This window comes from Comamonas sp. GW821-FHT11H03 (genome assembly GCF_058807955.1).
Window position 1 is genome coordinate 1 of sequence record NZ_JBXARF010000008.1, and the last position, 15,155, is coordinate 15,155.

At 63.1% G+C, this 15,155-nt stretch carries 14 protein-coding genes and 1 pseudogene; 6 read left to right on the forward strand and 9 right to left on the reverse strand.

Translation table 11 applies throughout. The annotated features are described in order from the left end of the window. The 3 genes and pseudogenes from AC1RTQ_RS17345 to AC1RTQ_RS17355 all read right to left on the reverse strand — a co-directional run. Positions 1 to 107 (reverse strand): annotated as a pseudogene (locus AC1RTQ_RS17345) (electron transfer flavoprotein subunit beta/FixA family protein); the annotation flags it as partial. 385 nt (positions 108 to 492) lie between these two features. Continuing rightward, the gene (locus AC1RTQ_RS17350; protein ID WP_492877545.1) at positions 493 to 1,269 is read right to left on the reverse strand and encodes an enoyl-CoA hydratase; all 777 of its coding nucleotides are present in this window, start codon (positions 1,267 to 1,269) and stop codon (positions 493 to 495) included. Positions 1,270 to 1,290: 21 nt separating this feature from the next. After that, entirely contained in the window at positions 1,291 to 2,250 is a 960-nt protein-coding gene (locus AC1RTQ_RS17355) for a histone deacetylase family protein (RefSeq protein ID WP_492877547.1), read from the reverse strand. Positions 2,251 to 2,287: 37 nt separating this feature from the next. Between AC1RTQ_RS17355 and AC1RTQ_RS17360 the strand changes: the two genes are divergently transcribed. From AC1RTQ_RS17360 to mltB, 4 genes are read left to right on the forward strand one after another with little or no spacing between them, the layout of a single operon-like run. Next, the gene (locus AC1RTQ_RS17360) at positions 2,288 to 3,208 is read left to right on the forward strand and encodes an AAA family ATPase (protein WP_492877549.1); all 921 of its coding nucleotides are present in this window, start codon (positions 2,288 to 2,290) and stop codon (positions 3,206 to 3,208) included. Between the two features lie 31 nt (positions 3,209 to 3,239). Beyond that, positions 3,240 to 4,301: a DUF58 domain-containing protein gene (locus AC1RTQ_RS17365; protein WP_492877551.1), complete on the forward strand. Its 1,062-nt coding sequence runs from the start codon at positions 3,240 to 3,242 to the stop codon at positions 4,299 to 4,301. After that, positions 4,298 to 6,418 (forward strand): transglutaminase TgpA family protein, encoded by a 2,121-nt coding sequence (locus AC1RTQ_RS17370; RefSeq protein ID WP_492877553.1) that lies wholly within the window; start codon positions 4,298 to 4,300, stop codon positions 6,416 to 6,418. The genes AC1RTQ_RS17365 and AC1RTQ_RS17370 overlap by 4 nt, the downstream gene beginning before the upstream one ends. Positions 6,419 to 6,422: 4 nt before the next feature. After that, entirely contained in the window at positions 6,423 to 7,565 is a 1,143-nt protein-coding gene (gene mltB, locus AC1RTQ_RS17375; RefSeq protein WP_492877555.1) for a lytic murein transglycosylase B, read from the forward strand. Between the two features lie 69 nt (positions 7,566 to 7,634). Here the strand turns inward: mltB and AC1RTQ_RS17380 are convergent, their stop codons facing one another. After that, complete coding sequence (locus tag AC1RTQ_RS17380) at positions 7,635 to 8,936, reverse strand: branched-chain amino acid ABC transporter substrate-binding protein (RefSeq protein ID WP_492877557.1); 1,302 nt, start codon at positions 8,934 to 8,936, stop codon at positions 7,635 to 7,637. Between the two features lie 91 nt (positions 8,937 to 9,027). Between AC1RTQ_RS17380 and AC1RTQ_RS17385 the strand changes: the two genes are divergently transcribed. Continuing rightward, positions 9,028 to 9,411: an Hsp20/alpha crystallin family protein gene (locus AC1RTQ_RS17385; protein ID WP_302089729.1), complete on the forward strand. Its 384-nt coding sequence runs from the start codon at positions 9,028 to 9,030 to the stop codon at positions 9,409 to 9,411. 275 nt (positions 9,412 to 9,686) lie between these two features. Beyond that, positions 9,687 to 10,289, forward strand: coding sequence for an NAD(P)H:quinone oxidoreductase (gene wrbA / locus AC1RTQ_RS17390; protein ID WP_003079046.1), 603 nt, complete (start codon positions 9,687 to 9,689; stop codon positions 10,287 to 10,289). 55 nt (positions 10,290 to 10,344) lie between these two features. Here the strand turns inward: wrbA and tsaD are convergent, their stop codons facing one another. From tsaD to AC1RTQ_RS17415, 5 genes are all read right to left on the reverse strand, one after another. Continuing rightward, on the reverse strand, positions 10,345 to 11,385 hold the full coding sequence (gene tsaD, locus AC1RTQ_RS17395; RefSeq protein WP_492877560.1) for a tRNA (adenosine(37)-N6)-threonylcarbamoyltransferase complex transferase subunit TsaD: 1,041 nt from the start codon (positions 11,383 to 11,385) through the stop codon (positions 10,345 to 10,347). An 86-nt stretch (positions 11,386 to 11,471) separates the two neighbouring features. Beyond that, positions 11,472 to 11,927 (reverse strand): CBS domain-containing protein, encoded by a 456-nt coding sequence (locus AC1RTQ_RS17400; RefSeq protein ID WP_003079039.1) that lies wholly within the window; start codon positions 11,925 to 11,927, stop codon positions 11,472 to 11,474. Positions 11,928 to 12,080: 153 nt separating this feature from the next. Then, positions 12,081 to 12,791, reverse strand: a complete 711-nt coding sequence (locus AC1RTQ_RS17405) for a DUF937 domain-containing protein (protein ID WP_302089726.1) — start codon at positions 12,789 to 12,791, stop codon at positions 12,081 to 12,083. A gap of 165 nt (positions 12,792 to 12,956) precedes the next feature. Further along, positions 12,957 to 14,003, reverse strand: a complete 1,047-nt coding sequence (locus AC1RTQ_RS17410) for a porin (RefSeq protein WP_492877563.1) — start codon at positions 14,001 to 14,003, stop codon at positions 12,957 to 12,959. Between the two features lie 134 nt (positions 14,004 to 14,137). Continuing rightward, positions 14,138 to 15,106: a Bug family tripartite tricarboxylate transporter substrate binding protein gene (locus tag AC1RTQ_RS17415; protein ID WP_492877914.1), complete on the reverse strand. Its 969-nt coding sequence runs from the start codon at positions 15,104 to 15,106 to the stop codon at positions 14,138 to 14,140. Positions 15,107 to 15,155 lie beyond the last annotated feature (49 nt).

Consider the following 15,155-nt stretch of genomic DNA (forward strand, 5'->3'; position numbering starts at 1 on the left):
TTCATGCTCATCTTGACGTTGGCGATGTCCACACCCGTGCCGTCCGACTTCACGCGGACCTTGACGTTGTAGTCCACCACGCGCTTGACAGGGACCAATACCTTCATTGCTGCGGCTCCTTAATGATTACTGCATTGACGTTTACGTAAACTGGATTCATTTTATGCGGCACTGCAACACTCTCTGCACAATTTTCCAGACAATCTGCCCGAAGAACTCTGCAGCAGCCTTCGCAAGCGGACTGGCATAAAAAGAACGACCGTTCTATTTTATGCACAAGCCATGCGAAATCACAGGTATGAAATGAGCCCAATCAGGGTAATACCTAGGAAGTGAGCTCATCAACGCCATGCCTGCATTCAGACAAGTCTCACGGTAACACTGCCTGAAAGCAGCCTCGTCGTTCAAATGGACGGGCTCGAAGCACAAAACCACGATGCAGACTGCACCATCCGCGCAGATCAGCCTGCCCGGCGGACGATGGCAGAGGCATCAAGACCAGCCAGGCTTGCGCTTCTCAAGAAAAGCCTGAGCACCTTCCTGTGCATCCGCATCCAGCATATTGATGGCCATGGTCTGGCCCGCCAGCTGATATGCCGACTCCAGCCCCATCTCCCGCTGGCGATAGACCAGCTCCTTGCCCATTCTGATGGCCGTGCGAGGCTTGCTCACAATGGCCGCCACCAGTTCCTCCACGGCGGCATCGAGTCGCTCTGGCTCGACCACACGATTGAGCAGGCCATAGTGCAGCGCCGTCTGCGCATCGATGAACTCGCCCGTCAGCAGCATCTCCATGGACTGTTTGATGGGCATGTTGCGCACCAGGGGCACGCTGGGCGTGGAGCAGAACAAGCCATACTGAATACCGCTGGTGGCGAAGCGGGCCTCGCTGCTGGCCACGGCCAGATCGCATTGCGCCACCAGTTGGCAGCCTGCAGCCGTTGCAATACCCTGCACTCTTGCAATGACGGGCACTGGCAGCTTTTGAATCGACAGCATCATGCGGCTGCATTGGGCAAACAGTTGCTGGTAGTAAGCCAGCTCCGTGTGCTTGGCCATATCCTTGAGGTTATGCCCTGCGCAAAAGGCCCGGCCCTCGGCCTCCAGCACCACCACACGCACCTGCTCGTCCCTGGCCACGGCATCCAGCGCCGACTGCAAGGCCGCGAGCATTTCGCTGCTCAAGGCGTTGAAACGCTGCGCGTCGCTCAGCGTGATGCGTGCCACCCCGCGCTCGTCCTGGCTCAGCTGCACTAAGGAATCGCTCATCCCTGTCTCCCTGCTTTCGGACTAGATATCGGCCAATACGCGCAGATGTGCCTCCACGCTGCGCGCCAGCGGATCCATCACATAACCGCCTTCGAGGCTGGAAACAATGCGGCCCTTGGAAAAGCGCCGTGCGATGTCCTTGATACGCGAGGTGATCCAGGCAAAGTCGTTTTCCGTCATGCCGAGCTGACCCATATCGTCTTCGCGATGTGCATCAAAGCCGGCGCTGATGAAGATCATCTCGGGCTTGAATGCTTCAAGGCGTGGAATCCACATCATCTCGATGATCTCGCGAATGTCCATGCCCTTGGTGTACGCGGCCACAGGCACGTTCAGCATGTTCGGTGCCGGATCCTTGTCACCGCTGAACGGATAGAACGGGTGCTGGAAGATACCGCACATCAACACGCGCGGATCACCGGCCAGGATGTCTTCCGTGCCATTGCCGTGATGTACATCAAAGTCGATCACTGCCACGCGCTTGAGATGATGACGCTCCAGCGCATACTTGACGCCCACGGCCACATTGTTGAAAAAGCAAAAGCCCATGGCCTGGTTGCGCGTGGCATGGTGCCCGGGCGGACGCACGCTGCAAAAGGCGTTTTCCAGCTCGCCGGCCAGCACGGCATCGGTAGCCGCCAGTGTGGCCCCCGCAGCGCGCAGTGCGGCCTTGAAGGTGTGGCGGTTGATGGAGGTATCGGTGTCCAGCTGCCTGTACTCAGGCCCGCCTGCGGCCAGCTCCTGCTCCAGCCTGTCGGTCAGTCCCTGCAGGGCGGCAATATGCATGGGATCGTGCGCCAGCTCGATCTCGGCCAATGATGCCAGCGGCACATTGCAGCGCTCCAGCGCATCGCCCACGCCGCTAACCAGCAGTCTGTCTTCTATCGCGTCCAGCCGTGCCGGGCATTCAGGGTGGCCCGGCCCCATCTCGTGCAACCAGCAATCCCGGTGGCTGAAATAACCTGTCTTGCCCACAGTCATGTCTCCGCTATCGCTTATTTAGGATATGGTTTCTGCCATGCATGCACAGAACACAATTAATGCGCTTTTGAGCCAGCTTAACACGGTGATGGAGGGCAAGCCGGATCAGGTCAGAGACGGTGTGGCCTGCTTGCTGGCAGGCGGTCACTTGCTGATTGAAGACGTTCCCGGTGTAGGCAAGACCACCCTGGCCCATGCACTGGCACGCAGTTTCGGCCTGCAGTTCTCGCGTGTGCAGTTCACTGCCGACCTCATGCCCAGCGACCTCACGGGGGTCTCCATCTACGATCGCGGACAAGAGGCTTTTGTGTTCCACCCCGGGCCGGTGTTTGCCCAAGTATTGCTGGCCGACGAAATCAACCGCGCCAGCCCCAAGACCCAGAGTGCGCTGCTCGAAGCCATGGAAGAGCACCAGGTCACGACCGAAGGCAAGACCCACAGCCTGCCCGCGCCTTTCTTTGTGATTGCCACCCAGAACCCTCTGGAGCAGTTGGGCACCTTTGCGTTGCCCGAAAGCCAGCTTGACCGATTTCTCATGCGCATCAGCCTGGGCTATCCCTCGCGCGAGGCCGAGCGCAAGCTGCTCGCGGGCAATGGCCGCCGCGCCGCTGCCGATGCACTGCTGCCCGTCATCTCCCAGCAGGAGCTGCAGCAGTTGCAGGCCGCTGCACTGGCCGTGCATGCCAGCGACGCCCTGCTCGACTATGTACAGGATCTGATTGCCGCTACACGCAACGGCCAGTGGTTTGCCCAGGGCCTGTCGCCACGCGCAGGCATCGCGCTGCTGCGTGCGGCCAAGACCATCGCACTGATGGAAGGCCGCGACTATGTGGCGCCCGACGATGTACAGGCCATATTGCCCCAGGTGACTGCCCACCGTCTGGTTCCCGTGGGCCATGCCGGCCGTGGTGCCGTGGAGCAGGTGCGCGCCATGATGCAAGCCGTTGCGCTGTCTTGATGTCGATGGACTTCGACATGAATTTCATAGCATGAAGCGCCCGTTATCAAAGGGCGGGCACCCAGAAAAATCCAATATCTTCCAGCGGCTCTCACCCCGCGCCAGGGTGCGCGAGTGGATGTTTGCTCGTCTGCCGCGCAGCGACCAGCTCACGCTGACCCAGGGCAATGTCTACATCCTGCCCTCGCGCGCGGGCTGGGCCATGCTGGCCACGCTGATCGTGCTGTTGATCGCTGCTATCAACTACCAGCTCAATCTGGGCTACCTGCTCACGTTTTTGCTAGCAGGAAGCGCGGCCGCCAGCATGGTTGTGGGCCATGGCAATCTGCGCGGTCTGCAGTTGAGCCTCGGCGGCGCAGGTTCGCAAGGCAGTACCTCGGGCGGCTGCTTTGCCCATGCGCCCTGCCCCATGCATGTCAGCCTGCACAATGCCCGCCACTCGCGCCGCTGGGGCATCGGCCTCGCATTGCACCAGACGCGGCACAACACCGATCACTCTGATGCCTGGACCTGGGTCGATATCCCCGAGCAGGGCAGCACCACCGTGCAGCTGAGCTTCATGCCCACGCGCCGCGGCCGGCAGGAGCTGCCCGCCATCTCCATACTCACACGCTACCCGCTGGGTGCGTTTCGCGTCTGGGCTCTGTGGCGGCCCCAAACCCTGGTCTGGGTCTATCCCGCACCTGAAGCCCATGCCCCGCCTCTGCCAGCCGCCAGCCCCGAAGCTGGCGGCCGCAGCAGCGCCCAGGTACGCAGCGGTGAGGAATTTGACGGCGTACGTGCCTATCAGAATGGCGACCCGCTCAAGCTGGTGGTGTGGAAGAAAGCAGCCCAAGCCTTTGCCGCAGGCAGTCACCAGCTCGTCAGCCGCGACCGGCCCATAGCTCACCATCACAGGCTCTGGCTCGATGTGCGCCAGACCGGACTTGCCGACCATGAGGCGCGTCTGTCACGCCTTGCCGCCTGGGTGCTGATGGCTCAGCAACAAGGCCGCACCTGGGGCCTGCGCCTGCCCGGCGGGCAGGAAATAGCGCCCGCCAGCGGCGCACAGCATGCCACGCGCTGCCTCGAAGCATTGGCAGCCTGCCCATGAAAGCAACCGCCTCTTCCCTCGAAAGCAACTGGCTGCAACGCCTGACGGCCCTCCCGCGCGATGCACGGGACACGCTGTTTTTGCTCGCCGTCATCGCCTGGATCATGCTGCCGCAGATTCAGCACACACCTTGGTGGACCAGCGCCTTTGCCGCAGCTCTGCTGCTGTGGCGTGCACGCCTGGCACTGACCAGCGCGCTCCTGCCCGGCCGCTGGGTGCTGGCGGGCGCACTAGCCATCGCCATTGGAGCGACCTGGGCCACGCACAAAACGATTGTGGGCCGCGATGCCGGCGTGACCCTGGTCGTCATGCTGCTGGCGCTCAAGACGCTGGAACTGCGCGCCCGGCGCGATGCCATGGTGGTGTTCTTTCTGAGCTTCTTCGTGCTGCTCAGCAACTTTTTCTATTCGCAGTCCCTGCCCACCGCCATGGCCATGGTGCTCGGGCTGATGGGCCTGCTCACGGCCCTGGTCAACGCCCATATGACGGCTGGCAAGCCTCCATTGACGCAGGCTCTGCGCACTGCGGGCTGGCTCGCGCTGTGGGGCGCGCCGGTCATGGTGGCGCTGTTTCTGTTCTTTCCGCGCATGGCGCCGCTCTGGGGCGTACCGTCCGACGATATGGCCGCTCGCTCGGGCTTGTCCGAGAACATGCGTGTGGGCGAAGTCGCCGCGCTGGCTCTGGACGATAGCGTGGCCCTGCGCATTCGCTTCGATACGCCGGGCGGCAAGGAGCCACCGGCCAACACCCTGTACTTTCGCGGCCCCGTGCTCAGCCAATTCGATGGCCGCAACTGGCAGGCCGACCCTGTGCTCGACGCCATGGCCATGCCTCAGCTGCGTGTGGGCGATGAACCCGTTCGCTACCAGATGCTGATCGAGCCCAGCAAGCGCCGCTGGCTGACGCTGCTGGATGCCGTCAAGACCGAGCCGCAGATTCCGCCCGGAGCCTCGGTAGGCAGGCTGCGCATGAGCTCCAGCCTCCAGTGGCTGAGCTGGCGCCCGATTACCGATGTGCTGCGTGTCGATGCCCAAAGCTATCTCGACTTCAGCCATGGACCGCTGCAACCCACGCCCGAGCTCAAACGCTATCTGCAACTGCCGGCCGGCAGCAACCCGCGCACACAGGCCCTGGGCGAACAACTGCGGGCCGAATTGCGCGGCCAACGGGGCGCCGACACGGATACGGATACGGATACGGATACGGACAGACTGATCGCCGCCGCCCTGCAGCGCCTCAAAGCCGGCGGCTACACCTACACACTGGAGCCCGGCGTGGTGGACAGCGTCCACACCGCCGATGACTTCTGGTTTGACAGCAGGCAAGGCTTTTGCGAGCACATCGCCTCGGCCTTTGCCGTACTCATGCGCGGCATGGGAGTGCCCGCGCGCATCGTGACCGGCTACCAGGGCGGCGATCGCAACAGCGTGGACAATTACTGGACCGTGCGCAACAGCGACGCCCATGCCTGGACCGAGGTCTGGATTGCCGGCCGGGGCTGGGTCCGTGTGGACCCCACGGGCGCTGTCGCACCCAACCGGGTCGGCCAGTTCCAGCGCCTGAGCGCTCCCCCCGGAGCCTTTGCCAGCGCCGTTGGAAACTTCGTCGATACGGGCACGCTGGAGAAGCTGCGTGCCGTCTGGGAGGCCGTCAACAACCGCTGGAACCAGTGGGTGATCAACTACACGCAAAGCCGTCAGCTCAATCTGTTGCAGAGCCTGGGCTTCGAGTCGCCGAGCTGGACGGATCTGCTGCGCCTGCTGGCGGGCAGCTTGAGCACTATGGCGCTGCTGTGGCTGATCTGGGCCCGCGCCACACGGCCGCAGCGCGACGGCTGGGGCCAGCTCATGCACGGCGCCAAGCTGCGGCTGCAGCGCGCAGGCATGGCGAGCGACGCCAGCGAATCCGCGCGCAGCCTCTCGCGCCGCGTGCAGGAGCGCTGGGCCGAGGAATCTGCATCCGCGCCCCTGGCTGCGGCCTTATCCGACTGGCTGCTGGACATGGAAAGGCTACGCTATGCGCCATCCTCCAATACCGAAGCCACCGAACTGAAGACCTTGCGCCGACGCTGGCTGTCCCTCCGGAAGCAGCGCTGGCCCCAAATCACCAAGAATTAAAAACATGAGCATCCACCCTCATCAAAGCAATCGTTTCAGGACTAGAATACTGAGCACTCTGGCCTTGTGCCTGCTGACCGCCGGCGCCATCGCCGCACCGGCCAAAAAAGCCGTCCGCAAGGCGGCACCGGCAGCAGCTGCCACGGCTGCCGCCGCTACGGCCGTGGCCTATGCCGGCCGCAGTGACGCCATGCAACTGGCCGATGAAATCGCTGCCCGCCGCGATCTGCCTGTCGACTGGGTGCGCGCGCAGCTGAGCGAAGCGCGCAATCTGCCCGTGGTCACACGCCTGATGACGCCGGCCGGCAAGACCTTTGTGAAGAACTGGACGGTGTACCGCAGCCGCTTCATCGACCCCGTGCGCATACGCGCCGGCGTGCAGTTCTGGCAGGCCAACCACCAGGCGCTCGCGCGTGCCGAGCAGCAATTCGGCGTGCCTGCAGAGATCATCGTCGGCATCATCGGCGTGGAAACCATTTACGGCCGCAACATGGGCAACTTTCGCGTGATGGATGCGCTGGCCACGCTGGCGCTGGATTTCCCGCAGGCCCACCCCCGAGCACAGGCCCGCAGCGACTACTTCCGTGGCGAACTCGAGCAGGTGCTGGTCACGGCCAGCCGCACGGGCAGCGACCCGTTTGCGCTACGTGGCAGCTATGCCGGTGCCATGGGCCTGGGTCAGTTCATGCCCACCAGTTGGGACAAATACGCGGTCGACTTTGACGGTGACGGTCGCATAGACCTGTTCAACAGCGCCACCGACGCCATCGGCTCGGTCGCGAACTACTTCGTCGGCCATGGCTGGAAGCCGGGCCTGCCCACGGCCTTTACCGTGGACATGCGCGCCCAGGGCGAGAATCTGGCAACCCTGCTGGCACCCGATATCAACCCCACGTTCACAACCAAGCAGATGGCAGAACGCGAAGTGCGTGTACTGGGCGCCGACAACTATGAGCGTCCGCTGGCACTGATCGAGCTGAAAAACGGCAGCTCCGGCCCCACGGAGTACATCGCGGGTACCGAGAACTTCTACGCCATCACGCGCTATAACTGGTCGGCGTTCTATGCGCTGTCGGTGATCGAGCTGGGGCGCGAGGTACATGAAGCCTATCTGGCCAGCCAGACCGCCTCTGCTACGCGCAACTAGATTAATTCGGGCTGCAGCGCTTTTTCCAATAAGCGCTGACCGCTATTGATTCGATAGTTCTCCAGCCACTCAAAAGCGCTTCATCCGGCACTGACTAGGCATCTCTGCCCTGGCTGCAGAGATCTCGCGCACTACCTTGAAGCCGTAGCCCGAGCCTTCCACATCGAAGTCCACGCCTGCGCTGCCTCTCTTCTCCATCATGCCTACCACCAGCGATTGCTGAAACTGGTGGTCTGCCGCCCGCATGCTGCCCGAGCGGCCCGCCAGCTGGACCCTGGCTTGCTCCAAGGCATGGGCCACGGCGACGGTATCCGTGCTGCCGGCTTTTTCGAGGCTCTGTGCAAGAGCCTCGATCATGAGCTGCATGCGCATATGCACATAGTCGTCCTGCGGATTGGGAAAGCGCTGGCGGAAGGACTGGTAGAAGGCCCGGCTCTCTGCCGTGGGCACATTGGGCAGCCAGTCGGCCACGGCCAGCACCTTGCCCACGCCGGCATCGCCCAAGGCCGCTGGGGCGCCCAGGGCATTGCCGTAGAAGGTGTAGAAGCGCCCTTCGTAGCCGGCCTCGCGCGCAGCCTTGACAAGCAGCATCAGATCATTGCCCCAGTTGCCGGTGATCACGGCCTGGGCACCGCTTTGCTGGATCTTGACCGCATAAGGCGCAAAGTCCTTGACGCGGCCCACGGGGTGCAGCTCGTCGCCCACAATGCGCACATCGGGCCGTTGCATGCCAAGCTGACGCCTTGCTTCGCGCAGCACGGCCTGGCCAAAGCTGTAGTCCTGCCCGATCAGATAGGCACTGTGTACGGCCTTGTCGTCCTTGATGACCTCCATCAGCGCAGCCATGCGCATATCGGCATGGGCATCGAAGCGAAAATGCCAGAAACTGCAGCGCTCGTTGGTCAGCGCCGGATCCACGGCCGAATAGTTCAGATACAGCACACGGCGCGAAGGGTCTCGGCTGTTGTGCTTGTCGATGGCGTCCAGAAGCGCCGCTGCCGTGGCCGACGAGTTGCCCTGCAAGATGATGCGCGCACCGCTGTCTATGGCCGCACGCAGCGCCGACAGTGCCTCCTCGTTCTGGCCCTTGCTGTCATAGCGCTCTATCACCAGCTCATGCAGACCGTCGGCCAGGCGCACGCCGCCACGCGCGTTCACTCGCTCGGTCGCCCACAGCACATTGCGGAACACGGCCTCGCCCGTGTTTGCAAACGGGCCCGAAAGACTCTCCACCAGTGCCAGCTTGATGGGTTGCGCAAGCTTGGCCTTGGCTGCAGCCACAGCAGCGCCAGCAGCGCCAGCAATGCCGAACGGGGCGCATAGTAGTGGCAACTGCAGGTATTTCAAGGCATCACGGCGCAATTTATTCATCAAAAAAACCTCTTGAAATGCGCTTGCCACCACCTACCTATGAACCAAGCGGCAACAACGCAAGCCGCGCAGTTTAAAGGAGTTAAACACCATGTTCTTCGCCCCTGTAATGAGCCGTAATACCTTTGTATCTCCTCGCGCCGCCGACCTGGCCCTGCAACGCTTTCTGCAGGAAACCCTGGGCGCTGCAAGCCCCGTACAACGCCAGGTTCAAGTCAGCCGCGATGACCAGTTCACGACCCTGACCCTGGATGTGCCAGGCCTGGCACGCGAGCAACTCAAACTCTCGCTGGAAGGCTCTGTCGCCAAGCTCGAAAGCGTGGAAGGCGCAGCCCGCCAGGTCAAATACAGCTGGGATCTGGGCCATGAAATCGATGCTTCCAAAAGCAAAGCCAAGCTTGAGCATGGAGTGCTGACGCTGACCCTGGCCAAGCTCGAGCCCCAGAGCAAAGCCGTGACGCTGAGCATCGAATAAGCGCTGTTTACGCTGACCGGCCAGCCTCATCCTTTCTTCCATCTTCTCTTAGCAAGAGGTCGGCCGGAAAGCACAAAGCCCGCAATGCCAAGGTGTTGCGGGCTTTTTCATGTCAATGGCATTGCCGATTCCGGGAGTTGAGCCGATTCGGCGCCTTGGCCTACAGGCGCCGGCTGCCGGTGCGTGTCGCGCTGCCATCTTCGATTCCTACACTGTGGGTTCAGTCGGGTGCGCCACTGCCGCACCGCTTTCCAACCCGTTTGAGGAATTCACCCATGGCAAAAGTGCTGGTTCTCTACTACTCCATGTACGGTCATATCGAAACCATGGCGCAGGCCGTGGCCGAAGGTGCCCGCAGCGTCAGCGGTGCCGAGGTCACCGTCAAGCGCGTGCCCGAAACCATGCCCGAGGATGTCTTCAAGAACGCAGGCGGCAAGGCCAATCAGACCGCAGAGGTCGCCAGCCCCGCCGAACTGGCCGACTACGATGCCATCCTGTTTGGCGTGCCCACGCGCTTTGGCAATATGCCGGGCCAGATGCGCAGCTTTCTCGACCAGACCGGCGGTCTCTGGGTCAAAGGGGCTTTGATCAACAAGATCGGCAGTGTCTTCACCTCGACCGGCACTGGCGGCGGCCAGGAAATGACGGCCACGACCACCTGGGCGACGCTGGCCCATCACGGCATGATCATCGTGCCTCTGGGCTATCCGCTGCCCGAACAGACCAATCTGAGCGCGGTCAAGGGCGGCAATTCGCCCTATGGGGCCTCGACGATTGCGGGTGCCGATGGTTCGCGCCAGCCTCATCCCGACGAGCTGAGCATTGCCCGCTACCAGGGCCAGAACGTAGCGAAACTGGCCGTAAAGCTTGCCGGATAAGCGCAGGCGGCCATGAAAAAAGCAGCCACCTGGGCTGCTTTCTTTCTGCACGAACTCACCTGAGCGAATCCAGCGGCCAGCGTGGCTTCACATCGAACGCATATTCATGCAGTGCCTGCTCGCGTCCTGCCTGTATGCGCATGGCGGCAGCCATGGCAATCATGGCGCCGTTGTCGGTACACAGATGCAGCTCGGGGTAATGCACGCGAATCTTGTGCTTGGCGCAGGCTTCATTGAGCTGCTCGCGCAGCTGCTTGTTGGCCCCCACGCCTCCCGCCACCACCACGCGCTTCATGCCGGTCTGCTTGAGTGCGGCCATGGTTTTCTTGACCAGCACATCCACAATCGCGGCCTGCGTGCTGGCGGCCAGATCGGCCTTGCGTGCTTCGAGCTCCTCACCCAGCTTCTTGGCCTGGGTCAGTACGGCCGTCTTGAGACCGGCAAACGAAAAGTCCAGATCGCCCGAATGCAGCAGGGGGCGAGGCAGCTTGAAGGCTTGGGGATCGCCGCCCTCTGCCAGCTTCGAGAGCACGGGGCCGCCCGGATAGGGCAAGCCCATGAGCTTGGCCGATTTGTCGAAAGCCTCGCCCGCCGCATCGTCGATGGTTTCGCCGAGGATTTCGTATTCGCCCACGCCGTCCACACGCATGAGCTGGGTATGCCCCCCCGAGACCAGCAGGGCCACAAACGGAAACTCCGGCGGGTCGGCACTGAGAAAGGGCGAGAGCAGATGACCTTCGAGGTGATGCACGCCCAGCACGGGCTTGTCCAGCGCGGCGGCCATGGCGCAGGCGGCACCGGAGCCGACCAGCAAAGCCCCGGCAAGGCCGGGACCGCGCGTAAAGGCAATCACATCGACGCTTTCGAGCTGCTCCCCGGATTCGGCCAGCACCTTTTCGGTCAGCGGCAGCACACGGCGAATATGGTCACGGCTGGCCAGCTCGGGCACCACGCCGCCATAGGCGCGGTGCATTTCAATCTGGCTGTGCAGCGCATGACTCAGCAAGGTGGGCACACCTTGTCCGTCCGGGGTGCGCACCAGGGCCACACCGGTTTCATCGCAAGAGGATTCGATTCCCAGGATCAGCAAACTCATGGCCGCAAGTGTAGAACTTGCGACCTCCAGATGCAGAGAAGGCGGACATTAGCCCTGCCCGCCTTCTCTATTCAATTCATAGCAGCCTACGGCTGATTCACATTGGGTGTCCCGGAAATATAGTGTTCCAGCTGATGAATCGTGAACTGCTGGGCCGAGATGATTTCCTTGACGATGTCGCCAATCGAAATCAGCCCCTGCAGCTCGCGGGTCTCGCTGATCACGGGCAGATGGCGCATGCGATTGCTGGTCATCAGCGACATGCACTCCTCGCTGGTCTGGCGCGGCAGCACGCAATGCACCTTGCGCGTCATGACCTCGTCCACGCGCGTGCTGGCAGAGCTTCGGCCCTGCAGAGCGATCTTGCGCGCGTAGTCGCGCTCGGTCACGATGCCTGCGATCTCGCCACCTTCCAGCACCAGCAGCGCGCCAATGCTTTTTTCCGCCATGAGCTGCAGCGCAGCCAGCATGGTGTCGGAGGGAGAAACGCTGTAGATAGTGCTGTTGCCCTTGGCACGCAGAATTTCGGCGACGGTCGTCATCTGGTTCTCCTTTCTGGATCGGCCTGTCATGCAAAACGCATGACGACATGAGCAGTGTGAGAATCCTGCTGCATTGCGGCAATCAGGCTATGCCCGTATACAAAAACAAAAAAGGCAGCCAAGGCTGCCTTGATACTGTCATCCAGTCAGGGCTCAGCGCCGACCGCCCAGCAGACCCGCGCCCAGCTTGAACAGATCTCCGGCATCGAGCTTGCCGTCGCCATTCTGGTCGAGCAGGCTGCCGAGGATGCCTCCCGCAGCGCCGCCTTGCGACTGGATCTGGCCTCGCTCCTGATCCAGAGCACTGCCCAGGTCGCCAGCCCCCATGCCCTGCGCCTGGACCCGGTTGGCCAGGAAGGACATCACCAGCGGAGCCAGCAGGGCCAGCAACTGACCCGCATTGCCACCCAGGCCCGTGGACTGCCCCAGTTGGGACTCGGCCTGCTGCTGCTGACCGCCAAAGATATTGCCCAGGATGGCGCCTGCATCCAGCTGCGAGTTGCCGGCACCGGAGCCGCCTCCCAGCACCGAGCCCAGAATGCTGCCCAAACCACCCAGGCCGCCAGCCGCACCGGCGCCACCGCCCGCTCCACCCAGCAGGCCACCGAGCCCGCCCAGCAGACCTCCCAGATCCATCGCTCCATTGGCACTGCTGTGATCGCGCTGCAGCGCACCGAACAGATCGGCAGCTCCCTGAGGCTGGGCCGTGTTCTGGCCCAGCGCACCAAACAGCATGGGCAGCGCCACGCCCACGGCCTGCTCGGCCTGCACGGAGTCAATGCCCAGTTGCTGGGCCAGGCCCTGCATGGGAGCGCCCTGCAGCTGGCCCATGAGTTCGTCGGTCAAAGATGCGTTAGCGGTCATTTCAACACTCCTCAAAAACAGCGCACATGGTACGCGCGCTCTGTGTCCCGAAATGTGATCAATGTTCATCCACTGCGCAAGCCCCTGCCAAGCTATAGACCATTGAGGCGGCCTGCGCCCTGGACTGGGCCTCCTGCAGGCCGCAGCGTCCGGTGACGGCTTGGCTCAGAAGGAGTGCGAGATGCCGACCAGCAGCGAGCGCGGCTTGCTGCCCTTGGGAACCGAAGGCCCGGCATTGCTGGCGCTGTTGATGGTGAAAGCTGCATCCGCCTCGTTGCGGATCGCGGAGACGCCCGCATACAGCTTGGTGCGCTTGGAAAGCGCATGGTCGTAGCGCACGCTCAGGGCGCGGGCATCGCTGTTTGCGCGCGCACGCCCCTGGAACTGCCCATAGGACAGCAGCACCTGCCCTGCCGCGCTGACCGGTATGGTCATGCTGGCTTCAAAGAAACGCCCGCGCTTGCTCGCGGCATCCGGCAGATCATCTTCGCGGGTGGACAGCAGCAAGGCCGCTCGCGCCAGCTTGAAGTCATAGGAGCCGCCCAGCAAGCGATAGCGGTCGGTATTCTGGGCTGTGGTGCGACGCTCCCACAGCGAGGCCCCCAGGCTCCAGGGGCCGCGCGTGTAGTCCAGCGAGCCGCCGAACTGGCGCCCGACATTGGTGTCGGCGTTTTCCCCGAACGAGTACATGCCTCGCACCACCAGCCCTGCCATGGAAGCCGACTGAAAGCGCAGCGAGTTGTCAGCGCGCAGCACCGTGCCGTCACGGAAATAGTTGGCGGCATTGCCCCAGATCAGGCCCGTCAGGGCGTAAGAAGCCAGCGAGGTATGAAACGTGGTGTAGTGGCGGCCCACCGTCAGCTGGCCCCAGTCGCCCCCCATGCCGACAAAGATCTGGCGACCGAAGGCAAGGCCCCCCTGACCGCGCTCACCGGTATCGGCATTCAGTCCGGCCTCCATCACGTACAGCGCACGCAGGCCGCCACCCAGATCCTCGGAGCCGCGAACGCCCCAGCGCGAGCCCGCCAGGACACCGCTTTCCGCGCGCAGGGTGCGACCCGCACCGGTGGACACAGACTCGGCGGCCATGTCCACCACGCCGTACAGCGTGAGCTGGGATGTGGCGGGCGCAGCGGTCTGGGCCTGGACCAGCGAGCATGTGGAGATGAAGGCGGCGGCCACGGCCAGGCCTCCCGATTGCAAGGATGTCATGAAGTCTCTCTTTTTAATAATGGATGGGGCTCACGGCAGAGTCCTGCCGCTGTCGAGCCGCTGACAGCAGCATCCGCCGCAGTTGCGGCGGATGCCGTGTGGGAGTCCGGCGCCTCAGATGGCGCCGGCCGCACTCATTCGAGGCGGATGTTCTTTTGCGTGATCAGGCTGCCGTAGATGCGGGCATCGTTTTCAATGCGCCTGGCCAGCGAGGCAGCGCTGGTATCGTCGATGCGCCAGCCCTGGGCCAGCAGCTTGCTGCGGATATCGGGAGCATGAAGAATCTTTTCCAGGGCCGCAGCCAGCTTGGCGCGATGCTCGGCGGGCATGGAGGCCGGCGCCATGACCGCATTCCAGACTTCGATGTCCACATTGCCAGCGCCGATCTCGGGCATGGCCGGGACGCCGGGCGCCAGCGGACTGCGCTTGCTGGAGCTCACGGCCAGGGCGGCCAGCTTGCCGGACTGGACCAGCGGCATGACGGTGGAGGCCGGCAGCAAGGCCATCTGCACCTGATCGCCCATCAAGGCGTTGACCACAGCCGGGCCGCCGTTATAGGGCACATGCTGCAGATTCAGGCCCATGGCTTCCTTGATCAGCTCCACGCCCAGGTGGCCGCCGGACCCCGTTCCCACCGAGCCGTAGTTGCCCTGGGCTCCGGTCTTGAGCGCCTTGAAATAAGCCCCTGCATTCGCGGCCATGGCCTTGGGAGCCACCAGCACCAGAGGCGCCGATCCGATCATGCCCAAAGGTGCGAGATCCTTGATCGGATCGTAGGGCAGCTTGCTGTAGAGAAACTTGGAGCTGGTCAGCGGGCCGTTGCCGATCACGCCTATGGTGTGCCCGTCACCGGCCTTGGCTACGGCATCAGCGCCGATATTGCCGCTGGCACCGCCTTTGTTCTCCACCACCACGGGCTGGCCCAGGGCCTTGGTCAGGGGCTCGGCCAGCAGACGGGCCTGCACATCGGGCGAAGAGCCGCTGGAATAGCCGACGATCAGACGTATGGGGCGAGTGGGCCAGTCAGCCTTGCCCTGGGCCTGAGCCGCCAAGGGCAGGCAGGCTGCGGCGCACAGCAGCAAGGCGGCCCGGCGCACGGGCATCGATTTTTTTGTCATCTTTATGTCTCCAGAATCTCAGTCTCAGTCTCGG